We start from the raw sequence: 20846 nt of genomic DNA, 5'->3' as shown, positions 1-20846 counted from the left end.
CAGATTTCGCATTTGCCGGGTTGTCTTCTAGAATCGAGAAAATTTAGCGTGGAAACTCCTATGGCCGGCAGTCAGATCGAACGTGTTTTCAGTGTGCTCGAAAGCCTCACCAGCGACCCTCGCGGGCTACCGATGCAGACGCTGGCGGAGCAACTGGACATCCCCAAAAGTGCCACTCACCGACTGCTCGCCGAGCTGATCCGGTTGGGCTACGTGCGGCAGAATCCGGAGAACCTGCGTTATCACTTGTCGACCAAACTGGTGGCGATGGGGTTCCGGTATTTGTCGAGCAGCGGCGCCGATATCGTGCAGCCGGTGCTTGATCGGCTGGCTCAGGAAACCGGTGAACTGGTGCGTCTGGGGGTAATCGAGGGTGAGCGGCAGACCTGGATCGCCAAGTCTCAGGGCGCCCGTTCCGGCCTGCGTTACGACCCGGACATGGGCCGTGATGCGCCACTGTTCTACACCGCTTCGGGCCATGCCTGGCTGGCGTGCATGAGCGATGCCGAGGCGTTGTCGCTGGTGGAGCGCCAGGCGGCGGACCGGCTGCTGGAGCTGGGGCCGAATGCACCGCGTTCCAACATCGAATTGCTTGAACGCCTGCGTCTGGCGCGGGAGCAGGGTTATGCCTGTGTCGAGGAAAGCTCGGCGGTGGGCACCTCGGCGATTGCAGCGGTGGTGCGGCATCCGGGGGATGGTCGGGTGATTGGCGTACTCAGCATTGCCGGGCCGAGTGCACGGATGCCTGGCGCGCGGTTGCACGAGTTGGCGCCGTTGTTGTTGGCGTTTACCGAGGAGTTGAGTGCGGCGAGTCTGGCGTCGGAGTTGTTCAGCTAAGGCCGACGCAGATCGAATGTGGGAGCGGGCTTGCTCGCGAAGGCGCATTGGCCGACATCTATGTCGACTGACACAACACATTCGCGAGCAAGCCCGCTCCCACATTTTGAACGGTGTTCAACTAGAGAAGCTGTGCGCTATTCGAACACTTTCAGCATCGGTCTGTGTAAGATTGTGGAACTGGGTTCTAAATTAATGGAAGTCATTCTTCCAACAAGAACCACAAGAGGACCGCATCTTGATTTCGCCCCTTCGAATCGCGCTGATCGGCGCTGGCAACATGGGCCAGCAGCATTACCAGCATCTGAAAACCCTGACGGAGGCGACCCTGTGTGCGGTGGCCGATCCCGGGCCGCAAGCCGCCGGCCTGGCGACGGAATGGGGCGTGAGGTATTTCCCTGATCACCTTCAGATGCTGGAGCAGGTGAAGCCAGACGCGGTCATCGTCGCCAACCCCAATACCTTGCACGTCAGCACTGCGCTCGATTGCTTGGCGGCCGGCGTGCCGGTCTTGCTGGAAAAACCGGTGGGCGTGCACCTCGATGAGGCCCGTGAGCTGGTGGCTGCCTCGAAGGCGAGCGGCGTTCCGGTGCTGGTCGGCCATCACCGTCGGCATAATCCGTTGATCGTTCGCGCCCATGAACTTGTCCGCAGCGGCGCGCTGGGGCGGTTAACCACGGTCACGGCGCTCTGGCAATTACGCAAACCCGACAGTTATTTCGAGACACCATGGCGCCGTGAGTCCGGCGCGGGGATGTTGTTGACCAACCTGATCCACGACCTCGACCTGCTGCGGCATTTGTGCGGTGAAGTGCGCCAGGTCCAGGCCATTACCAACAACGCCGTGCGCGGGTTTGCCAATGAGGATTGTGCGGCGGTGTTGCTGCAATTCGACAACGGTGCGCTGGGCAGCCTGACCGGCTCCGATGCGGTGGCGGCGCCCTGGAGTTGGGAGCTGGATTCGGGAGAGAACCCGGTGTATCCGCGCCAGGCCGATCAGCCGTGTTATTTGCTGGCCGGGACCGGCGGGGCGCTGAGCATTCCGCAGCTCAAACGCTGGCACTACAACGAGATTGATGGCGGCTGGCACCAACCGTTGCAGGCGACAGAGGAAACATTCAGCGCCGATGAAGCCCTGCGTTTGCAGTTGCAGCATTTCGTGCGCGTTGCGCGTCGGGAGGTCGAGCCGCTGGTGAGCGCTGCCGATGCTGCCCGCACATTGGCGCTGATCGAAGCCATCCGCGAAGCCGCCGAAACCGGTCGCGCGTGCGCACCGTCGTTGATCGAGGACTGACCATGAGCGAACGAATCTTTTCCCTCGCCAGCCTGACGGTGCTGGAGCTGTCGCCGCCCGAGATGGTCGAGGTCGCGGCGCGGGCCGGTTACAGCCATGTCGGTTTGCGGCTGGTGCCGGCAACCCCCGAGGAACGCCATTTTGCCTTGGTCGCCGATAGCGATTTGCGCCGTCAGACCCTGGCCCGTCTGCGCGACACCGGCATTCGTGTGCTGGATGTTGAAATCCTGCGTCTGAAACCGGACACCGTTGTCGCCGACTTCGAGAAAATTCTGGCGGTCGGCGCCGAATTCGGTGCCAGTGAGTTGCTGGTGGCCGGTAACGATTCCGACGAGCAACGGCTGACGGAAAATTTCGCCCGGCTGTGTGATCTGGCAGCACCTTACGAACTGCATCCGCATCTGGAGTTCATGCCGTGGACCGATGCGCGCAATTTGCAACAGGCGGTGCGGATCGTCGAGAACGCCGGGCGGGAAAATGGAGGGGTGCTGGTGGACGCATTTCACTTCGATCGTTCCGGGTCGCAACTGGAAGATCTGGTCAGCGTCGCCCCTTCGCGGTTACGGTATGCGCAGTTGTGTGACGTTGCCGGGCCGCGACCGGCAGACATGGCCGAGATCTTGCGTCAGGCCCGTAACGAACGGCGTTTTCCCGGCGACGGCGACTGCGATCTACCGGGGTTGTTGCGGTGTTTGCCGGCTAACATTCCCTTGAGCCTGGAGATTCCCACCGTGCATCTGCTGGAGCAGGGTGTGAGCGGTTTGGACCGGGCGCAGATGGCTTTGGACAAAACCCGGGAGTTGTTGGCGCGGATGTAACCTGCTTTTGTGGCGAGGGAGCTTGCTCCCGTTCGAGCGCGAAGCGGTCGCCGATGTTGTTTGGGACTGCTGCGCAGTCCAACGGGAGCAAGCTCCCTCGCCACATACCCATTTCACTTAGAGGCCTTCATGACCGTCAGCACCCCGCTCTCCGGCGTCAATCAGCCCTTCAAGGGGATCCTGCTGATCGTTGTCGCAACCTTCCTGTTTTCCAGCCACGACGCCTTTTCCAAATACCTCTCCGGTTTCTATCCGATCGTCATGGTGGTCTGGGCGCGTTACGTGGTGCACACGTTGCTGATGGCCGGGATTTTCCTGCCGCAATCCGGGCTGCGGGTGCTGCGCACGAAGCGACCGTTGCTGCAATTGATTCGGGCGCTTTGCTTGCTGGGCACCAGCCTGTTTTTTACCACCGGGTTGATGTACATCCCGCTGGCCGAGGCCACTTCGGTCAACTTCCTCGCACCTGTGCTGGTCACCGCGTTGTCGGTGCCGTTGTTGGGCGAGAGGGTCACTCGCGGGCAATGGCTGGCGGTGATTTTCGGTTTCAGCGGGGTGCTGATCATCGTTCACCCTGGTGGTGATTTGTTCACCCCGGCGGTGTTGCTGCCGTTCTGTTCTGCGCTGTTTTTCTGCTTCTACCAATTGCTCACGCGCAAGCTCGCCGAGATCGACAGCCCGACCACCAGCAACTTTTTCGCCGGGCTGTGCAACACGTTGGTGATGAGTGCTTTGGTGCCGTTCTTCTGGCAGACGCCGAGCCTTGCGCACGGCGCGATGATGCTGGCGTTGGGGGCCTGCGGGATGACGGCGCACCTGTTTTTGACCCAGGCTTTCCGTCTCGCGGCACCGGCACTGCTGGCACCGTTCAGCTATTGCCAGATCATCTTCGCCGGCCTGCTGGGCTGGCTGCTGTTTTCCCACACGCCGACGGTGACTACCGTGATCGGCATTGCCGTGATTTGCTGCAGTGGGTTGGCGGCCGCGTGGCAGCAAAGCCGTAAATAGAAGGTCACCGAAAACAACTGTGGGAGCCAGCCTGCTGGCGATGGCGGTAGGTCAGGCAACATCAATGTTGAATGACTGTCCGCTATCGCCAGCAGGCTGGCTCCCACAGAGTTAATGCGCCGACGTTTAGTCGGTGACGGTCGGAATCTTGCGCGGTGCCATGAAGTACATCCAGATCAGCGCGATGAAGTACATCGCCGGGATCAGGGTGAACAGCACGGTGTAGTTGTTGTTGGTGACTGTCAGGATGTGGCCGACCAACTGAGTCATGAACATCCCGCCAATCGCCGCACACATGCCGCCGAAACCGAACACCGTACTCATCATGTGCTTGGGCGTGTAGTCCATCACCAGGCTCCAGATGTTGGCGGTCCAGGCCTGGTGCGCGCCGATGGCCAGGGAGATGGCGAACACTGCGACCCACAGGTTGCTGGAGCCGGCTGCCATGATCACGCCGATGATGCAGCAGGCGAACAGGAACATGGACATCAGCCGCGCCTTGATCGGGTTGACGCCGCGACCGATCAGGAACGAGGAGAGGATCCCGCCGCCGACACTGCCGAAGTCGGCGGTCAGGTAGATGATGATCAGCGGAATGCCCATCTGGGTGACGTTGATGCCAAGGTTGTATTGCTGATTGAGAAACGGTGGCAGCCAGTACAGGTAGAACCAGAACACCGGCGCGGTGATCGAGTAGGCGAGGGCGAAGGCCCAGGTACCACGCATGCGCAGGATTTTCGAAAACGGTACGCGGGTTTGCTCCGGTTCGACTTCGTTCTGGATGTAGTCCAGTTCCGACTGTTTAACGCTCGGGTGATCTTCCGGGTTGAAGTATTTCAGGCCCCAGAACAACAACCAGATCCCACCCAGTGCCGACATGCACAGGAACGCGGCTTGCCAGCCCCAGACGTGCAGGATCAGCGGCAGCAGCATCGGCGTGAACATCGCACCGACGTTGGTCCCGGCGTTGAAAATGCCGGTGGCTACGGCGCGTTCACCGGCCGGGAACCACAGGCGCGTGGTTTTCACGCAGGCCGGGTAGTTGGCGGCTTCGGTCAGGCCGAGAATGAACCGGCAGACCATGAAACCGACGGCCGAAGTGGCCAGGCCATGGGCGCCGGTCGCCAGGCTCCAGAGCAGCACGGCGCAGAAGAACACGCGCTTGACGCCGACCCGGTCGATCAAGCGACCTTGCAGCACGAAGCCGATGGCGTAGCCGACCTGGAACCAGAAGTTGATGTTGGCGTAGTCCATCGCCGTCCAGCTCATTTCCTTGGCGAGGATGGGCTGCATGACGCCGAGGGCAGCGCGGTCGATGTAGTTCAGGGTGGTGGCGAAGAACACCAGCGCCAGCATGCCCCAGCGGGTCTTGCCGACAGCCATGGCGCCGCGGATTTTGTCGCCGATGCCACCAGTTGCAGCGCTCATGGCCGGAGCCATGCGAGAGCTTTGAGTAGGAATCATGTGTACCACCCGTTTTTGAATTTGTTATGTGGTGTTCTGGGTCGTTGAACGGTTTGTTAATCACTACGACCGGTGGTTCTTGGCAGGACGCAATGTGATGACGATGTTGCGCAGTGAACAAAAAATCGTCAATTCGCCAACAGCCATTGTGTTCGATAATCGCACAAAAAACTAACTGGGTAGTACGTTTTGAATTGCTGTGTGGAATTTCGCGGCCAATAATTCATTCAAAGCTAAACGCTATCCTGTAGGAGCACGGCTTGCCGGCGATGGCGTTCGCGAGATCGCCGGCAAGCCGTGCTCCTACAAAAAAGCGTGTGATGTCCCTAACAAGATTGCCTCCACCACCGGGAGTCGAAACATGCAGCGTTCCATTGCCACCGTGTCCTTGAGCGGTACCCTGCCGGAAAAACTCGAAGCCATTGCCGCCGCCGGTTTTGACGGTGTCGAGATTTTCGAGAACGACCTTCTCTACTACGACGGCAGCCCCCGGGAAATTAAACAGATGTGCGCCGATCTCGGGATCGCCATCACGCTGTTTCAGCCGTTTCGCGACTTCGAAGGGTGCCGCCGCGATCGCCTGGCGCGCAATCTGGAGCGGGCCGAGCGCAAGTTCGACCTGATGCAGGAGCTGGGCACCGACCTGGTGCTGGTGTGCAGCAACGCTTCGGTCGACTCCGTCGGTGATGAACAGATTTTAGTCGATGACTTGCGCCTGCTGGCGGAACACGCCGGTGCGCGGGGTCTGCGCATTGGTTATGAAGCGCTGGCCTGGGGCCGGCACGTGAACACGTACCAACAGGTGTGGAACATCGTCCGACAGGCGGATCATCCGAGCCTCGGTGTGTTGCTCGACAGCTTCCACACGCTGTCGCTCAAGGGCGATCCGAGCGCGATTGCCGAGATCCCCGGCGACAAGATTTTCTTCGTGCAAATGGCCGACGCGCCAATCCTGGCCATGGATGTGCTGGAGTGGAGCCGGCATTTTCGTTGCTTTCCGGGCCAGGGCGAATTCGATTTGCCAGGCTTCCTCGCGCCGATCATCAAGAGTGGCTACACCGGGCCGCTGTCGCTGGAGATCTTCAACGACGGTTTCCGCGCCGCACCGCCACGGGCCAACGCCGCAGACGGTTTGCGCTCGTTGCTGTATCTGGAAGAGAAAACCCGCGAGCGTCTGGCGCAGGAAGCCCAACCGATCGCCAATACCGAGATTCTGTTCGAGACGCCCAAGGCCAGTGAGTACAACGGCATCGAGTTTCTCGAATTCGCCGTGGACGAAAGCCTCGGCGCCAAGCTTTCCCATTGGCTGGAGCGACTGGGTTTCGTCAAGGCCGGCCAGCATCGCTCCAAAAGCGTCAGCCTGCTGCGCCAGGGCGATATCAACCTGATCCTCAACTCGGAACCGTACTCGTTCGGTCACAGTTTTTTCGAAGCCCACGGGCCGTCGCTGTGCGCCACCGCCGTGCGGGTCAAGGACAGCGCTAGCGCGCTGGCCCGGGCCGTGGCCTATAAAGGTCAGCCCTATCGCGGGCTGGTCGGCCCCAATGAACTGGAACTCGCCGCGGTGCGTGCGCCGGATGGCAGCCTGATTTATCTGGTGGACCAGCACGCCGACGTCTACGGCACCGACTTCAATATGCTGCCCGACGCGGTAGCCAGCGGCGGTTTGAAGCGCATCGATCACATGGCCATCGCGCTGCCCGCCGACAGCCTTGATAGTTGGGTGCTGTTCTACAAGAGCCTGCTGGATTTTGAAGCCGACGACGAAGTGGTCCTGCCCGATCCTTATGGCTTGGTGAAGAGCCGTGCGCTTCGCAGTCGAGACAGTTCGATTCGCCTGCCGCTGAACATTTCCGAGAACCGCAACACCGCGATCTCACACGCGCTGTCGAGTTATCGCGGTTCCGGCGTGCATCACATCGCGTTTGATTGCGATGACATCTTTGCCCAGGTCAGCCGCGCGAAAGAGGCGGGCGTCCCGCTGCTGGATATTCCGCTCAATTACTACGATGACTTGGCGGCGCGTTTCGATTTCGACGATGAATTCCTCAGCGAACTGGCGTATTACAACGTGCTGTACGATCGCGACGCACAGGGCGGCGAGCTGTTTCACGTGTACACCGAGCCATTCGAAGGGCGCTTCTTCTTCGAGATCATTCAGCGCAAGAACGGCTATGCCGGTTATGGCGCGGCCAACGTGGCGGTGCGACTGGCGGCCATGGCCAAATCCCGAAGTGGCGCCGTACGTCAGGCAAAGTTGTAGGAAAATCGTAAACACGCCGACAAACCGCTGCCGCACGGCTTCCTTCACTGTGCGGCGCGGCTCATAATCGCCAGCCTGTGCAGTGATGGCCGTGAGCCCGCAATGACAATGACTTCAGAACTCTCCGCAGCGCCCGACGAACCGATTGCCGAGCCGCGCAAGAGTCGCAAGAACAACCCGGAAAAAACCCGCGAGAATATCCTCCAAGAGGCGATTGTCGAGTTCGTTCAACAAGGCCTTTCCGGGGCGCGCGTCGATGCCATCGCCGAGCGCATCCATACGTCAAAACGCATGATCTATTACTACTTCGGCAGTAAGGAACAGCTCTACGTCGAGGTTCTGGAAAAGCTCTACGGCGATATCCGCAGCACGGAAAACCGCCTGCACCTGACGGAGCTGGCGCCGGTGGAGGCGATTCGACGACTGGTGGAGTTCACCTTCGATCACCATGATCGCAACGTCGATTTCGTACGCATCGTCAGCATCGAGAACATTCACAACGCCGAGTATGTGAAGCGCTCCGATGCGATCAAGGCGATGAACAACACCATCCTCGATTCACTGGGCGAGATTCTGCGTCGCGGCGCCGAGCAAGGGCTGTTCCGCACCGGGCTTGATCCGTTGGATGTGCATTTGCTGATCAGTTCGTTCTGCTTCTATCGCGTCTCGAACCGCCACACGTTTGGTGAGATTTTTCAGATTGATCTGCCGGATGAAAGCATCAAGCAGCGTCATCGGGAAATGATTTGCGAGTCGGTTTTGCGTTATTTGCAGGCCTGAAAAGATCGCAGCCTGCGGCAGCTCCTACAAAGGTCGGTGTCTATGCGGAAATTCCGGCATACACGAAACCTGTAGGAGCTGCCGAAGGCTGCGATCTTTTGCACTTCAACCATTCATGCTTTGAAAATGCGCCAGCATCCGCTGAGCATCCGGCGCCACGCCGCTGAACAATTCGAACGCCTTTACTGCCTGAAACACCGCCATGTTGCCGCCATCCAGCGTCCGGCAACCCAGCGCGCGGGCATGGCGCAGCAGTTCGGTTTCCAGCGGGAAATAAACAATCTCCGCCACCCATAATTCGGCTCGCAGCAACTCGACCGGCACCGGCGTGCCCGGTAGTTTTTTCATGCCCATTGGCGTGGTGTTCACCAAGCCGTCAGCTTCGGCCAGGGTCAGCGCCAAATCATGGCCGGCCACCGCGCGACCGCTGCCGAAATGTTGATTGAGATTGTCTGCAAGCCTTTGAGCGCGGCTGAGTTCCACATCGAAAATGCTCAGGTGCTGTACGCCTTCGCTCAACAACGCGTGGGCCACCGCCGCACCGGCGCCACCGGCACCCATTTGTACGACACGCTCAACGGCAACGCCCTTCAAGCCCCGGCGAAATCCCTCGGCAAAGCCAAGGCAATCGGTGTTGTGGCCGATACGTTTGCCGTCCTTCAACACCACGGTATTCACCGCACCAATGCCGCGTGCTTCCGGCGACAACTCATCGAGCAACGGAATGATCGCCTGCTTGCACGGAAAGGTGATGTTCAACCCGGTGAAGCTCATGCGTTCGGCGGCCATCAGCAGGTCGGGCAGGGCATTGCTGTCGAGTTGCAGTTGATCGAGGTCGATCAGTCGATAGAGGTAACGCAAACCCTGGGCATCGCCTTCATGCTCGTGCAACGCCGGGGTGCGCGAAGCCTGGATGCCGGCGCCGATCAGTCCGGCCAATACCGCGTGGTTGTGGCTCACGATGTTCACCCTTTCAGACGTTGACTGAAATGCTCCAGCGCCAGGCGATAGCCGTGGCTGCCGAACCCGGCCAGCACGGCGGTGGCGATGGCTGAAACGAAGGAGTGATGACGGAATGGTTCGCGGGCGTGGACGTTCGACAAGTGCACTTCGATCACCGGTAGCTCGCTGGCGACCAGCGCATCGCGAATGGCCACCGAGGTGTGGGTCCAGGCGGCCGGGTTGATCACGATCCCGGCGCAACGGCCACGTGCGGCGTGAATCCAGTCGAGCAATTCGCCTTCGTGGTTGGTCTGGCGAAATTCCACTGCCAGGCCGAACTCTTCAGCGGCGCGGCCGCACAGGGCGGAAATGTCAGCGAGGGTTTCGTGGCCGTAGGTCGCCGGTTCACGGGTGCCGAGCAGGTTCAGATTCGGGCCGTTGAGTACCAGAATGATCGGGGACATCGATGTTTCTCCACTTATTATTTTTGGCATTGGCCTGAGGTTCCGGCCTGTGGAGATAAATTGTACTAGATGGTTAATTTGGTCAATTGAACCGGTGGTTCTCCGGCGCTTTGTGTGCGGTGATCGGACGGTTTCCCTAGCAGCGCGGCAAATGCTCCACCAGAAAATCAATGAACGCGCGCAATCGCAGAGGCATATGGCGGCTTTGCGGATAGAGCAAGGTAAACGGCCGAGAACGCCCGCCATAGGGCTTGAGCACTTCCATCAGCGAGCCATCGGCCAGTTCTTTTTCGACGATAAAGCGATAGGTCTGGAACAGACCAGCGCTGTGTTTCGCCAGGGTCACTCCGCCCAGGACATCATCGGAACAAACGTAATTGCCCTCGGCCAGAATCTCGCGCTGTACACCGCTGTCATTGAACAACCAGGCGATGCGTCGACCGCTGCTGGGCAGTTCATATTGAATGCAGTCGTGCTGCTGCAAATCATCGAGGGTTTGCGGTGTGCCGCAGCGGCTGAGGTAATCGGGGCTGGCAATCATTACCAACTCGGCGTCCTCCAGCGGCCGGGCGATCAGGCCTGAATCCGGAATGGCGCGCACGCGAATGGCCAGGTCATAGCCCTCGCCGACGAAGTCGATATTGCGATTACTGATGTGCGACTCAACCTTCACATCCGGAAACCGCGCACGGAAGGCCGGCATCAATGGCAGGATCCGGTGGTGGGCGTAGGTGGTGGGGATACTGATGCGCAGAGTCCCCGACGGCACCTGCTGCTGGCCCATGACCTCACGCTGGGCTTCCACCAACTGCGCCAACGCCTGGCGGCATTCTTCGTAATAGCGTCGGCCGCTGTCGGTCAGCTTGACGCTGCGAGTGGTGCGCGCGAACAGCCGCACGCCCAGACGTTCTTCCATGCGCGACACCGAGCGACTCACCGCAGCCGGCGTAACCCCCGCCACCAACGCCGCTGCGGTGAAACTGCCGGCCTCGGCGGCCAGGCAAAACAGCTCGATGCTGCCCAACTGAAGATCGTCGAATTGTCGCTGCATGATTGATTACACCAAGGATCAAATGAAGTGTCTGGAGCAGTATTTATCAGATGGCTTCACAGGGATACAGTGACTTGTTTTTGGTCAGCCTTTATTAATCAGCGAGCAGGAGAAGCAGCATGCCTTTCGTCAGCGTACGCATCACCCGTGACGGCGTAACCCGTGAGCAAAAAGCCCAGGTCATCGCCGAAATCACCGAGACCCTGCAACGCGTGCTCGGCAAGCCGCCGGAGCTGACCCATATCGTGATCGAAGAAATCGACACCGATAACTGGGGATACAAGGGTATTACCACGACTGAGTTCCGGAAAAATCCGTCGGAGTGATTCTTCTGCAAGGCAAAACAGCCGTCCTCGTGACGGCTTTTTTGTGGTCGCAGGGAAAGGATTGCTTACGATTCTTTGGCGTTATCCAACGGTCCAGAGCGCGGCTGAGCGCTAGTCTCAGTCACGCAAATTCCATTTGGTGTTGGGCACCAGTGGTCGGTTTTTTCAGGGAATGTCGAGTCTCCAGATTCATTAACCTAACGGATGGGTTAGCATGAAAGTATGCAGCTACAAAGGGCTCTCGGTGGTCATCATGTTGCGCGATGAGCATTGTCCGCCTCATGCACATGTGGAGGCGGGTTCGTGGAGTGCGCGGTTCAAATTCAGTTTCTGGCACAACGGCGTCGAGCTCTGGGACGTTGTTCCGCTCTCGCGTCGGCCACCAATTGCGGTGCTTGAGGGGTTGCGTCAATCGCTAAAGCTACCTGCCCATTTATTGCGGGCTCGCTGTATCTGGTGGCGAAAACTGCAAACGGCCTGCCTTGATAATCAATTGTGGGATTGGCAAACCAGTGAGGTCGTAGTAGTGAAAAGGATTGTCAGTACCACCAACATGATCGTTTCGGCTTGCTATGAGCCTGAAACGAACAGGACGCGGCTATCTCTGATAGGTGCGCAGGAGTGTGTGGAGATCGAGTTATGAAAACGGTCAAAGCCAAGGTCCAGGTAGACAGGCCAGTAACAGAGGCTCGTCTTGATCGAGCTATTGAACGGGGCAAATCGCGCCCTAACAGCGGGTTACGGGCGACAGCGGTAACCTTTCAGGCTCCGTGTCTGGCGGTCAGCTTTGAAGATGGCAGCGGGATACTGCTGCCGGTTGGAAACTACCCCGAGTTCGATGGATTCCAGATCGAAGACTTTGCCGGTTTAGAGGTAGGTTTCACCGGCACTGCGATCTGCCATGAAGGCAAGGACCTGCATATCTCTATCGCCGGAATGATCTCGGCCAGCGAGCCATTGATGGCGATGGCGGCTTCGGTGATTGCTTCGCGCAATGGTCGTCAGAGCAGCGCTGCCAAAGCTGAGGCTGCTCGGGCCAATGGCAAGAAAGGTGGGCGCCCGCGCAAGGTCGATGTCGTGCTTTGAGCGCCCACAAAAAAGCCGTCGTGATGACGGCTGATTTGTTTACGGCATCTGCACTCACCGCCGGGTCAATAACACCCCGGATTCCATGTGATGCGTCCACGGGAACTGGTCGAACATCGCGCATTGGGTAATGCGGTGCGTGTCGTGCAACTGGGCGATGTTGGCCGCCAGGGTTTCCGGGTTGCAGGAGATGTAGAGAATGTTGTCGAAGCGCCGGGTCAGCTCGCAAGTGTCCGGGTCCATGCCGGCGCGGGGCGGGTCGACGAAGACGCTGCCGAATTCGTAGCTTTTCAGGTCGATGCCATGCAAGCGACGGAACGGGCGCACTTCGTTCAGCGCTTCGGTCAATTCTTCAGCGGACAAACGCACCAGAGTGACATTATCCACAGCGTTTTCGCTGAGATTGCTCAGCGCTGCGTTGACCGAGGTCTTGCTGATTTCAGTGGCCAGCACTTTGCGCACGCGAGTAGCGAGCGGCAGGGTGAAGTTGCCGTTGCCGCAATACAGCTCCAGTAAATCGTCCGGACGATCACCCAGTGCGTCGTAGGCCCAGTTGAGCATCTTCTGGTTTACGGTGCCGTTGGGTTGGGTGAATGCGCCTTCTGGCTGGCGATAGCTGAAGGTGCGCCCGCCAACTTCCAGTTTCTCGACCACGTAATCGTGACCGATGACTTCACGCTTACCCTTGGAGCGGCCGATGATGCTGACGTTCAGGTCGGCTGCGAGTTTCGTGGCCGCCGCGTGCCAATGCTCGTCCAGCGGACGGTGGTAGCACAGGGTGATCATCGCATCGCCGGCCAAAGTGGTCAGGAACTCCACCTGGAACAGCTTGTGGCTCAGGGGAGCACTGGCTTGCCACGCGGCCTTGAGCTGCGGCATCAGTTGATTGATGCGCAGGCTGGCGATCGGAAATTCTTCGATCAGGATCGGCGTGCGTTTGTCTTCCTGGGAAAACATCGCGTAGTGACGCTCGCCGGCTTCGCGCCACAGGCGGAATTCGGCGCGCAGGCGGAAGTTCTGCAGCGGCGAGTCGAAAACGGCCGGCTCCGGTGCATCGAACGGGGCCAGCAGGTCACGCAGGCGCGTGACCTTGTCTTCGAGCTGAACGGCGTAGGCCTGGGAATCAAAAGTCATGCGTTAAACCAACCCAGCTTGATCACGAACAGAATCGACAGGATCACCAGCGCCGGGTTCAGCTCACGGCCGCGACCAGACATCAGCTTGATGGCGGTCCAGGCAATGAAGCCGAAGGCGATGCCATTGGCGATGGAATAAGTGAACGGCATGGCCAGCGCGGTGATCACCACCGGCGCGGCGACGGTAATGTCGTCCCAGTCTATTTCGGCCAGGCCGGAAGTCATCAGCACGGCGACGAACAGCAGGGCCGGCGCGGTGGCGAAGGCTGGAACGCTGGCGGCCAGTGGCGAGAAGAACAGCGCCAGCAGGAACAGGATTGCCACCACGACGGCGGTCAGGCCGGTGCGGCCCCCGGCACTCACGCCTGCGGCGGATTCGATGTAGCTGGTGGTGGTCGAGGTGCCCAGCAGGGAACCGGCCATCGCAGCAGTACTGTCGGCGATCAGGGCACGGCCCATTTTCGGCATGTGGCCGTCCTTGCCCATCAAACCAGCACGCTTGGCCACGCCGATCAGGGTGCCGGAGTTGTCGAACAGGTCGACGAACAGGAAGGCGAAGATCACGCTGACCAGGCCGATGTCCAGTGCGCCTTTGATGTCCAGTTGCAGGAAGGTCGGGGCTAGCGACGGTGGCATCGACATCACGCCGCCGAACGGGGTGAAGCCCATCACGATGGATATGATGGTCACGACCAGAATGCCGATCAGTACCGCACCGCGCACGGCGAGGGCTTCAAGGGCGACGATCAGGGCAAAACCGAGGGTGGCGAGGATCGGCGCCGGTTGTTTCAGGTCGCCGAGGCCAACCATGGTCGCCGGGTTGCTGACCACGATGCCGGCGTTGTGCAGGGCGATCAGCGCCAGAAACAGGCCGATACCGGCGGCAATCGCCGAACGCAGCGGCAGCGGGATGCTGTTGATGATCCATTCACGGATGCGGAAGATCGAAAGCAGGAAGAAGCACACCGCCGAGATGAACACTGCCCCCAGCGCCACTTGCCAGGTGTGGCCCATGTGCAGGACCACGGTGTAGGTGAAGAAGGCGTTCAGGCCCATGCCCGGTGCGAGGGCGATCGGGTAGTTGGCGATCAGGCCCATGACCGTCGAGCCGATGGCGGCTGCCAGACAGGTGGCGACGAACACCGCACCCTTGTCCATGCCGGTCTCGCCGAGGATGCTCGGGTTGACGAACAGAATGTAGGCCATGGCCAAAAAGGTCGTGACGCCCGCCAGGATCTCGGTGCGTACGTTGGTGTTGTGTGCCTTGAGTTGAAACAGCCTTTCCAGCATGTCTGCTCCCCGTGGCGCGCCCGGCGCCGTGAATGTATCGACCTCAACAGCAAAGCACAGACCGCTGCAGGCGCCTGGGATTTTTCTGTGGGTCGGAAAAAGCCGCGCATCATACCAGCCGCACAGGGTTATGGCTGCTTATGGCGGTGATCGTCGTCGATGTTTTGCGTTTAGCCCAAACCAGCCATACTGCACGCTGGTTTTTTGGGGTGGTGTTTGCATGAAAAAGCGTCTGTTGATCTTGCTGGCCTTGACCTTGGGGACACAAACCGTCTCGGCAGCCTCGGCACCGCCGTTGACCCAGGTAAAAGTGCTCAAGGTCGAGTCGCCTGAATGTGGTTTTGAAACCATTGATGAAGGCCAGACACAAACGCGCTGCAATCACAGCGGCCCGAACATCAGGGTCTACGTGCTGGAAGTGGGTTACGGTCGCAGCCAGCCCCATGCCGCGCTGGATGGTTTCGAGGTCAACGGAACCCGCACGCAGGTCTGTGCTTACGAAAACGGTAACCTGACTGATTGTTCCCAGCGGACCAAGGTCGTCGGCAATTTGTACATCTTCAGTCTGGCGGGCAAACAGGAAGGCACGTTCACCTTCAGCAACACCTCGATCAATGCGCCGGGCAACACAATGTCGACGCAGCTTTACATCAAGTAGCTTTTACATCAGGTAACGGCGGGCCTCGAACAAGGGTAAGGAAAGCTGACTACGCTTGAAGAACCCTCCTGTGGATTGTTCCCATGACCTTTCGAGCTTTGATTACCCTCGCCGAGGGCACTGACGACCTGCAAACAGTGACCCTGATCGATGTCCTGCGCCGCGCCAAGGTTGAAGTGGTGGTGGCCAGCATCGAAGGGCGACGCATGCTGACGTGTGCACGCGGTACGCGCCTGACCTCTGACGCCATGCTGGTGGACTTGCTGGCCCAGCCCTTCGACCTGATCGTCCTGCCGGGAGGTGCCGTGGGGACTCAGCATCTGGCCGCACACCAACCCCTTCAGCAATTGATCAAGGACCAGGCTGCGGCCGGTCGGCTGTTCGCCGGTATCGCCGAAGCCCCTGCCGTGGCGCTACAAGCGTTTGGCGTATTGCGCCAGCGGCGCATGACTTGCCTGCCTTCGGCCAGCCACCAACTGTCGGGTTGTAACTTCGTCGATCAACCGGTGGTGGTCGACGGCAATTGCATCACTGCCCAGGGTTCAGGCGCTGCATTGGCATTTGCCCTGACGCTGGTTGAACAACTATGTGGCAAGGCCACTCGGGCGGCGGTGGCGGGGGAGTTGGTGGTTTAGAACGGTCAGGCGTGGGGGGCGATAGGTTCGATGTCCGGTTGTTCACGCTGCTCCGCTTGCCAGAGGTCGTAGTCGGTCTGCACCCCGAGCCACATCCGCGCCTTGCCAATTCCGGCCCGTTCCAGACGCACTGCCAGGTCCGGGCTGATTGGCGCGTGACCGTGCAAGACCCGCGACAGATGTGGGCGGGCGAAGCCCAAGTGACGGGCCAATTGCGCGACACTGATCCCCAGGTCGGGCAATACATCCATCAACAGCGTTTCCCCAGGGTGCGGCGGGTTGTGCATGGGCATGTCCTGCCTCCTGTCAGTGGTAGTCCAGATAGTCGACCAGTTCGATGTCCGACCCGATAAAACGAAAAACGACTCTCCAGTTTCCTGAAACACTCAATGACCAATAGTCGATCAAGTCTCCCTTGAGCGGGTGGAGCCGCCATCCTGGAAGATCGAGGTCACCCGGCGCCAGTGCACGATCCATGAACTGCAGCATGCGAGCCAGACGCTTCGCATGATCTGCCCGGATCCCACGAGTCGAACCAGTTTCGTAGAAGCCCCGAAGGCCTTTGTGCTGAAAGGATTTGATCATGGGGTGAGTGTAAGGCGATACATTACACCTGCTGCGGTAACTATGTATTGCACCTGGTCGGCAAAATTGTGCCTCGCGACATTTTTAGACCTTCGCTTCTTCGGCCGGCACATGCATGCGGTCGCGATTGGCCAGGGTCGGGAACAGTTTGATCCAGGTTCCCGTCACCACCAGCGTGCCGATGCCGCCCATGACCACCGCCGGCACGGTGCCGAACCAGTGAGCCGTCAGGCCGGATTCGAATTCGCCCAACTGGTTTGAAGCGCCGATAAACAGGCCGTTCACAGCGCTGACCCGGCCACGCATTTCGTCCGGGGTTTCCAGCTGAACGAATGAGGCGCGGATCACCATGCTGATCATGTCGGCGGCGCCCAAAACCACCAGGACGGCCAGCGAGAACCAGAAGGAGGTCGACAGGCCGAAGGCGATGGTCGCCACGCCGAATATACCCACTGCGGTGAACATCACCCGCCCGACATTGCGCTCTACGGCAAACCGCGCGAGGTACAGCGACATCAGCAACGCACCTACCGCCGGCGCCGAGCGCAACAGGCCGAGGCCCCACGGACCGGTCAGCAGAATGTCCTTGGCGAACACCGGCAACAGCGCCGTTGCACCACCCAGCAGGACGGCGAACAGGTCCAGAGAAATCGCCCCGAGAATGTCCGGCCGACTGCGAATGAAGCGAATGCCCGCCAGTAGCGAATCCAGGGTTGCCTTGCCTTTGTTCAACGGTGTTTGCCGCGCGGGCAGATTGAGCATCAGCGAGCAGGCGATGATGTACAGGATCACCGTCGGACCGTAGACCCAGACACTGCCGAAGGCGTAGAGCAAACCGCCAAGGGCCGGGGCGACGATGGTTGCCGATTGTTGGGCCGACTGCGCCGCGGCCACGGCGCGGGGGAACAGCGCGCTGGGCACGATGCTCGGCAGCAAGGCCTGGGTGGTCGGCATCTCGAAGGAGCGGGCAGCCCCGAGCAGGAAAGCGAGGATGAAGATCATCTCCCGAGTGACATGGTCGGTAGCGCTGCCGATGGCCAGCGAGAGGGCGATCAGCGCTTGCAGGGACTGGCAGATGGCCGCGACCTTGCGCCGGTCGTAGCGGTCGGCGACATGCCCGGTGTGCAGCATGAACAGTACGCGCGGGGCGAACTCAACCAACCCCACCAGACCCAGATCGAGCACGTTGCCGGTCAGTTGGTAGAGGTTCCAGCCAATGGCCACGGTGAGCATCTGAAAGCCGCTGGCGGTAAAAACCCGGGCCAGCCAGAACGCAAGGAAAGGACGGTGATGGCGTAACAGCAAGGGCTCTTGGCTGGGCATCTGCGGGCAAATTTGGAGGAGAGGGAAAACCGAGATTATCACCAACCTGTAACAGAAAGTTGCCATGACAGAAATTTTAGTTAGCCAGGCATCGATTTCATTCGCCCGCACTGCACCGTGATCCGGGAAATGTATTTCTGTCCATGACCAAAGCCATGAGGCAACTTGTCACGCGGCAAAAGACCACGCAGTTCATCCCCAAAAATGGGACTACTCTTTCATCGTTGCTTGATCCAGATCAAAGCCCTCACAAGGAATTTGATCCGGCGGCCGCAAGGCCAGACTCCCTGCGTTGTGATGCGTAGAAAAAAAGAACAAACAGAGATTCGCCACACTCCATATCCGTGGGGGCCGTGGGTGCAGGCTTCCAGCCCGCAGCCGTACTACCTGACAGAGGAAGACTTATGTTCGGTTTAGAGGCACTTGATCTCGCCCGAATTCAGTTCGCGTTCACCATCTCGTTCCACATCCTGTTCCCTGCCATCACCATTGGCCTGGCCAGTTACCTGGCCGTCCTCGAAGGTTTGTGGCTGAAAACCCACAACGACACCTACCGTGACCTCTACCATTTCTGGTCGAAGATCTTTGCCGTCAACTTCGGCATGGGCGTGGTTTCGGGGCTGGTGATGGCCTATCAGTTCGGCACCAACTGGAGCCGATTCTCGGACTTCGCCGGTTCCGTGACCGGGCCGCTACTGACGTACGAAGTATTGACTGCGTTCTTCCTCGAGGCCGGTTTCCTCGGCGTCATGCTGTTCGGCTGGAACAAGGTCGGACGTGGCCTGCACTTTTTTGCCACGGTCATGGTTGCCATCGGCACGTTGATTTCGACCTTCTGGATTCTCGCGTCCAATAGTTGGATGCAGACCCCGCAGGGCTTCGAAATCGTCAACGGCCAGGTGATCCCGACCGACTGGCTGGCGGTGATCTTCAACCCGTCGTTCCCGTATCGCCTGATGCACATGGCCACGGCGGCGTTCGTCGCGACGGCGTTCTTCGTCGGTTCCTCGGCGGCCTGGCACTTGCTGCGCGGCAAGGACAACCCGGCGATCCGCAAGATGCTGTCGATGGCGATGTGGATGGCGCTGATTGTCGCGCCGATCCAGGCGGTCATCGGTGACTTCCACGGCCTCAACACGCTGGAACATCAGCCGGCGAAAATCGCCGCGATCGAGGGCCACTGGGAAAACAAAGGTGACGAAGCGACGCCGCTGATCCTGTTCGGCTGGCCGGACATGAAGGAAGAGAGGACCAAATACGCTGTCGAGATTCCGTATCTGGGCAGCCTGATCCTCACTCACTCGCTGGACAAACAGGTGCCGGCGCTCAAGGAGTTTCCACCCGAAGACCGGCCAAATTCGACCATCGTGTTCTGGTCGTTCCGGATCATGGTCGGCCTGGGCTTCCTGATGATCTTCACCGGTTTGTGGAGCTTGTGGCTGCGCAAACGCGACAAGCTGTATACCTCGCGGCCGTTCCTGTACCTGGCGTTGTGGATGGGGCCGTCCGGCCTGATCGCGATTCTCGCCGGCTGGTTCACTACGGAAATCGGTCGTCAGCCATGGGTGGTCTACGGCCTGATGCGCACGGCGGATGCGTCCTCCAACCACAGTTTCATGCAGATGAGCATCACCTTGATCCTGTTTGTCGTGGTGTATTTCGCGCTGTTCGGTGCCGGCCTGGGCTACATGATGCGCCTGGTGCGCAAAGGGCCGAAGATCGATGAAGGCAAGGAAACCAACGACGGTGGCCCCGGCCAGAAACGCACGCCGGCCCGGCCGTTGTCTGCTGCCGACGACGACCACACCGACCACAGCCTGACCAAGGAGATTTGAATCATGGGTATTGATCTTCCGCTGATCTGGGCCGTGATCATCATCTTCGGCATCATGATGTATGTGGTCATGGATGGTTTCGATCTGGGGATCGGCATTCTCTTCCCGTTCATCCCCGGTAAAACCGACCGCGACGTGATGATGAACACCGTCGCACCCGTCTGGGACGGCAACGAAACCTGGCTGGTATTGGGCGGCGCGGCGTTGTTCGGCGCTTTCCCACTGGCCTATTCGGTGGTGCTCTCGGCGTTGTACCTGCCGCTGATCTTCATGTTGATCGGGCTGATCTTCCGTGGCGTGGCGTTCGAGTTCCGCTTCAAGGCCAGGGACGACAAGCGCCACTTGTGGGACAAGGCGTTCATCGGTGGTTCGATTGCCGCAACGTTCTTCCAGGGCGTGGCATTGGGCGCATTCATCGATGGCTTGCCGGTGGTCAATCGGCAGTTCGCCGGAGGTTCACTGGACTGGCTGACGCCGTTCACGATGTTCTGTGGTGCGGCGCTGGTGGTGGCTTATGCGTTGCTCGGTTGCACCTGGCTGATCATGAAGACCGAAGGCAAGTTGCAGGAACAGATGCATGACCTGGCGCGGCCCTTGGCGTTCGTGTTGCTGGCGGTGATCGGTATCGTCAGCATCTGGACTCCGCTGGCCCATGCCGAAATCGCTGCGCGCTGGTTCACCTTGCCGAACCTGTTCTGGTTCCTGCCGGTGCCGATTCTGGTGCTGGTCACCCTGTACGGCCTGATCCGCGCGGTGGCGCGCAATGCGCACTACACGCCGTTCCTGCTGACGCTAGTGCTGATCTTCCTCGGCTACAGCGGCTTGGGAATCAGCCTGTGGCCGAACATCGTGCCGCCGTCGATCTCGATCTGGGATGCCGCCGCGCCGCCACAAAGCCAGGGCTTCATGCTGGTGGGCACGCTGTTCATCATCCCGTTCATCCTGGGCTACACCTTCTGGAGCTACTACGTGTTCCGCGGCAAGGTCACCCACGAAGACGGTTACCACTAAGGCGTCGCATAGAACCTGTAGGAGCCGAGCTTGCTCGCGA

22 protein-coding genes are annotated in these 20846 nt (G+C 59.7%); 13 read left to right on the top strand and 9 right to left on the bottom strand.

Annotation, left to right across the window (positions count from 1 at the left end; translation table 11 throughout):
- Nucleotides 1-60: 60 nt before the first annotated feature.
- The 4 genes from V6Z53_RS29215 to V6Z53_RS29200 all read left to right on the top strand — a co-directional run bounded on the left by V6Z53_RS29215 (nucleotide 61) and on the right by V6Z53_RS29200 (nucleotide 3957).
- Nucleotides 61-837, top strand: a complete 777-nt coding sequence (locus V6Z53_RS29215; RefSeq protein WP_338583228.1) for an IclR family transcriptional regulator — start codon at nucleotides 61-63, stop codon at nucleotides 835-837.
- Nucleotides 838-1075: 238 nt separating this feature from the next.
- Nucleotides 1076-2131, top strand: coding sequence for a Gfo/Idh/MocA family oxidoreductase (locus tag V6Z53_RS29210; RefSeq protein WP_338583226.1), 1056 nt, complete (start codon nucleotides 1076-1078; stop codon nucleotides 2129-2131).
- 2 nt (nucleotides 2132-2133) lie between these two features.
- On the top strand, nucleotides 2134-2949 hold the full coding sequence (locus V6Z53_RS29205; RefSeq protein WP_338583225.1) for a sugar phosphate isomerase/epimerase: 816 nt from the start codon (nucleotides 2134-2136) through the stop codon (nucleotides 2947-2949).
- 129 nt (nucleotides 2950-3078) lie between these two features.
- A complete protein-coding gene (locus V6Z53_RS29200) occupies nucleotides 3079-3957 on the top strand; it encodes a DMT family transporter (protein WP_338583224.1) in 879 nt (292 codons plus the stop codon).
- A gap of 126 nt (nucleotides 3958-4083) precedes the next feature.
- On the opposite strand, the gene V6Z53_RS29195 is transcribed toward V6Z53_RS29200, so the two are convergent.
- Complete coding sequence (locus tag V6Z53_RS29195) at nucleotides 4084-5421, bottom strand: MFS transporter (RefSeq protein ID WP_338583223.1); 1338 nt, start codon at nucleotides 5419-5421, stop codon at nucleotides 4084-4086.
- A gap of 361 nt (nucleotides 5422-5782) precedes the next feature.
- Between V6Z53_RS29195 and quiC the strand changes: the two genes are divergently transcribed.
- Nucleotides 5783-7684: a 3-dehydroshikimate dehydratase QuiC gene (gene quiC, locus V6Z53_RS29190; protein WP_338583222.1), complete on the top strand. Its 1902-nt coding sequence runs from the start codon at nucleotides 5783-5785 to the stop codon at nucleotides 7682-7684.
- A gap of 102 nt (nucleotides 7685-7786) precedes the next feature.
- Nucleotides 7787-8464, top strand: coding sequence for a TetR/AcrR family transcriptional regulator (locus V6Z53_RS29185; protein WP_338583221.1), 678 nt, complete (start codon nucleotides 7787-7789; stop codon nucleotides 8462-8464).
- 105 nt (nucleotides 8465-8569) lie between these two features.
- Here V6Z53_RS29185 and V6Z53_RS29180 read toward each other — a convergent pair whose 3' ends face one another.
- From V6Z53_RS29180 to V6Z53_RS29170, 3 genes are all read right to left on the bottom strand, one after another.
- Nucleotides 8570-9424 carry a shikimate dehydrogenase gene (locus V6Z53_RS29180; protein ID WP_338583219.1) on the bottom strand — a complete coding sequence of 285 codons (855 nt, stop codon included), beginning with the start codon at nucleotides 9422-9424 and terminating at the stop codon, nucleotides 8570-8572.
- Nucleotides 9425-9429: 5 nt separating this feature from the next.
- Nucleotides 9430-9870, bottom strand: coding sequence for a type II 3-dehydroquinate dehydratase (aroQ, locus tag V6Z53_RS29175; protein ID WP_338583217.1), 441 nt, complete (start codon nucleotides 9868-9870; stop codon nucleotides 9430-9432).
- A 136-nt stretch (nucleotides 9871-10006) separates the two neighbouring features.
- Nucleotides 10007-10921 carry a LysR substrate-binding domain-containing protein gene (locus V6Z53_RS29170; protein ID WP_338583216.1) on the bottom strand — a complete coding sequence of 305 codons (915 nt, stop codon included), beginning with the start codon at nucleotides 10919-10921 and terminating at the stop codon, nucleotides 10007-10009.
- Between the two features lie 119 nt (nucleotides 10922-11040).
- Here V6Z53_RS29170 and V6Z53_RS29165 point away from each other — a divergent pair, with 119 nt between their 5' ends.
- The 3 genes from V6Z53_RS29165 to V6Z53_RS29155 all read left to right on the top strand — a co-directional run bounded on the left by V6Z53_RS29165 (nucleotide 11041) and on the right by V6Z53_RS29155 (nucleotide 12333).
- Complete coding sequence (locus V6Z53_RS29165; protein ID WP_338583214.1) at nucleotides 11041-11247, top strand: 4-oxalocrotonate tautomerase family protein; 207 nt, start codon at nucleotides 11041-11043, stop codon at nucleotides 11245-11247.
- 214 nt (nucleotides 11248-11461) lie between these two features.
- Nucleotides 11462-11890 carry a DUF4160 domain-containing protein gene (locus tag V6Z53_RS29160; protein ID WP_338583212.1) on the top strand — a complete coding sequence of 143 codons (429 nt, stop codon included), beginning with the start codon at nucleotides 11462-11464 and terminating at the stop codon, nucleotides 11888-11890.
- Entirely contained in the window at nucleotides 11887-12333 is a 447-nt protein-coding gene (locus V6Z53_RS29155) for a DUF2442 domain-containing protein (protein WP_338583211.1), read from the top strand. Before V6Z53_RS29160 ends, V6Z53_RS29155 begins: the two co-directional genes overlap by 4 nt.
- A 54-nt stretch (nucleotides 12334-12387) precedes the next feature.
- Here V6Z53_RS29155 and trmA read toward each other — a convergent pair whose 3' ends face one another.
- Both trmA and V6Z53_RS29145 read right to left on the bottom strand, forming a co-directional pair.
- Nucleotides 12388-13467 (bottom strand): tRNA (uridine(54)-C5)-methyltransferase TrmA, encoded by a 1080-nt coding sequence (trmA, locus tag V6Z53_RS29150; RefSeq protein WP_338583210.1) that lies wholly within the window; start codon nucleotides 13465-13467, stop codon nucleotides 12388-12390.
- Nucleotides 13464-14759 carry an NCS2 family permease gene (locus V6Z53_RS29145; RefSeq protein ID WP_338583209.1) on the bottom strand — a complete coding sequence of 432 codons (1296 nt, stop codon included), beginning with the start codon at nucleotides 14757-14759 and terminating at the stop codon, nucleotides 13464-13466. Before V6Z53_RS29145 ends, trmA begins: the two co-directional genes overlap by 4 nt.
- Nucleotides 14760-14979: 220 nt before the next feature.
- Here V6Z53_RS29145 and V6Z53_RS29140 point away from each other — a divergent pair, with 220 nt between their 5' ends.
- Nucleotides 14980-15417, top strand: coding sequence for a DUF4879 domain-containing protein (locus tag V6Z53_RS29140; protein WP_338583207.1), 438 nt, complete (start codon nucleotides 14980-14982; stop codon nucleotides 15415-15417).
- Between the two features lie 83 nt (nucleotides 15418-15500).
- Nucleotides 15501-16052: a DJ-1 family glyoxalase III gene (locus V6Z53_RS29135; protein WP_338583205.1), complete on the top strand. Its 552-nt coding sequence runs from the start codon at nucleotides 15501-15503 to the stop codon at nucleotides 16050-16052.
- A gap of 5 nt (nucleotides 16053-16057) precedes the next feature.
- Here V6Z53_RS29135 and V6Z53_RS29130 read toward each other — a convergent pair whose 3' ends face one another.
- The 3 genes from V6Z53_RS29130 to V6Z53_RS29120 all read right to left on the bottom strand — a co-directional run bounded on the left by V6Z53_RS29130 (nucleotide 16058) and on the right by V6Z53_RS29120 (nucleotide 17960).
- Nucleotides 16058-16345 carry a HigA family addiction module antitoxin gene (locus V6Z53_RS29130; protein WP_338583204.1) on the bottom strand — a complete coding sequence of 96 codons (288 nt, stop codon included), beginning with the start codon at nucleotides 16343-16345 and terminating at the stop codon, nucleotides 16058-16060.
- Nucleotides 16346-16358: 13 nt separating this feature from the next.
- Nucleotides 16359-16637, bottom strand: coding sequence for a type II toxin-antitoxin system RelE/ParE family toxin (locus V6Z53_RS29125; RefSeq protein ID WP_338583203.1), 279 nt, complete (start codon nucleotides 16635-16637; stop codon nucleotides 16359-16361).
- A gap of 84 nt (nucleotides 16638-16721) precedes the next feature.
- A complete protein-coding gene (locus V6Z53_RS29120) occupies nucleotides 16722-17960 on the bottom strand; it encodes an MFS transporter (RefSeq protein ID WP_338583202.1) in 1239 nt (412 codons plus the stop codon).
- Between the two features lie 404 nt (nucleotides 17961-18364).
- Here V6Z53_RS29120 and V6Z53_RS29115 point away from each other — a divergent pair, with 404 nt between their 5' ends.
- Together V6Z53_RS29115 and cydB are read left to right on the top strand one after the other, a co-directional pair.
- Nucleotides 18365-19795: a cytochrome ubiquinol oxidase subunit I gene (locus V6Z53_RS29115; RefSeq protein WP_338583201.1), complete on the top strand. Its 1431-nt coding sequence runs from the start codon at nucleotides 18365-18367 to the stop codon at nucleotides 19793-19795.
- Nucleotides 19796-19798: 3 nt separating this feature from the next.
- A complete protein-coding gene (cydB, locus tag V6Z53_RS29110) occupies nucleotides 19799-20806 on the top strand; it encodes a cytochrome d ubiquinol oxidase subunit II (protein WP_128605959.1) in 1008 nt (335 codons plus the stop codon).
- The last annotated feature ends 40 nt before the right edge of the window (nucleotides 20807-20846 follow it).

This window comes from Pseudomonas sp. MAG733B (assembly GCF_036884845.1).
GTDB lineage: Bacteria > Pseudomonadota > Gammaproteobacteria > Pseudomonadales > Pseudomonadaceae > Aquipseudomonas.
The sequence above is the reverse complement of the archived record's forward strand: the minus strand, read 5'-3'. Positions and strand labels throughout refer to the sequence as shown.

What these genes read in the sequence shown, in the direction of transcription:
- V6Z53_RS29215 (WP_338583228.1), top strand. Translation starts at nt 61, where the DNA reads ATGGCCGGCAGTCAGATCGAACGTGTTTTCAGTGTGCTCGAAAGCCTC.
- V6Z53_RS29205 (WP_338583225.1), top strand. Translation starts at nt 2,134, where the DNA reads ATGAGCGAACGAATCTTTTCCCTCGCCAGCCTGACGGTGCTGGAGCTG.
- V6Z53_RS29200 (WP_338583224.1), top strand. Translation starts at nt 3,079, where the DNA reads ATGACCGTCAGCACCCCGCTCTCCGGCGTCAATCAGCCCTTCAAGGGG.
- V6Z53_RS29195 (WP_338583223.1), bottom strand. Translation starts at nt 5,421, where the DNA reads ATGATTCCTACTCAAAGCTCTCGCATGGCTCCGGCCATGAGCGCTGCA.
- quiC (WP_338583222.1), top strand. Translation starts at nt 5,783, where the DNA reads ATGCAGCGTTCCATTGCCACCGTGTCCTTGAGCGGTACCCTGCCGGAA.
- V6Z53_RS29185 (WP_338583221.1), top strand. Translation starts at nt 7,787, where the DNA reads ATGACAATGACTTCAGAACTCTCCGCAGCGCCCGACGAACCGATTGCC.
- aroQ (WP_338583217.1), bottom strand. Translation starts at nt 9,870, where the DNA reads ATGTCCCCGATCATTCTGGTACTCAACGGCCCGAATCTGAACCTGCTC.
- V6Z53_RS29170 (WP_338583216.1), bottom strand. Translation starts at nt 10,921, where the DNA reads ATGCAGCGACAATTCGACGATCTTCAGTTGGGCAGCATCGAGCTGTTT.
- V6Z53_RS29165 (WP_338583214.1), top strand. Translation starts at nt 11,041, where the DNA reads ATGCCTTTCGTCAGCGTACGCATCACCCGTGACGGCGTAACCCGTGAG.
- V6Z53_RS29160 (WP_338583212.1), top strand. Translation starts at nt 11,462, where the DNA reads ATGAAAGTATGCAGCTACAAAGGGCTCTCGGTGGTCATCATGTTGCGC.
- V6Z53_RS29155 (WP_338583211.1), top strand. Translation starts at nt 11,887, where the DNA reads ATGAAAACGGTCAAAGCCAAGGTCCAGGTAGACAGGCCAGTAACAGAG.
- trmA (WP_338583210.1), bottom strand. Translation starts at nt 13,467, where the DNA reads ATGACTTTTGATTCCCAGGCCTACGCCGTTCAGCTCGAAGACAAGGTC.
- V6Z53_RS29145 (WP_338583209.1), bottom strand. Translation starts at nt 14,759, where the DNA reads ATGCTGGAAAGGCTGTTTCAACTCAAGGCACACAACACCAACGTACGC.
- V6Z53_RS29140 (WP_338583207.1), top strand. Translation starts at nt 14,980, where the DNA reads ATGAAAAAGCGTCTGTTGATCTTGCTGGCCTTGACCTTGGGGACACAA.
- V6Z53_RS29135 (WP_338583205.1), top strand. Translation starts at nt 15,501, where the DNA reads ATGACCTTTCGAGCTTTGATTACCCTCGCCGAGGGCACTGACGACCTG.
- V6Z53_RS29130 (WP_338583204.1), bottom strand. Translation starts at nt 16,345, where the DNA reads ATGCCCATGCACAACCCGCCGCACCCTGGGGAAACGCTGTTGATGGAT.
- V6Z53_RS29125 (WP_338583203.1), bottom strand. Translation starts at nt 16,637, where the DNA reads ATGATCAAATCCTTTCAGCACAAAGGCCTTCGGGGCTTCTACGAAACT.
- V6Z53_RS29120 (WP_338583202.1), bottom strand. Translation starts at nt 17,960, where the DNA reads ATGCCCAGCCAAGAGCCCTTGCTGTTACGCCATCACCGTCCTTTCCTT.
- V6Z53_RS29115 (WP_338583201.1), top strand. Translation starts at nt 18,365, where the DNA reads ATGTTCGGTTTAGAGGCACTTGATCTCGCCCGAATTCAGTTCGCGTTC.
- cydB (WP_128605959.1), top strand. Translation starts at nt 19,799, where the DNA reads ATGGGTATTGATCTTCCGCTGATCTGGGCCGTGATCATCATCTTCGGC.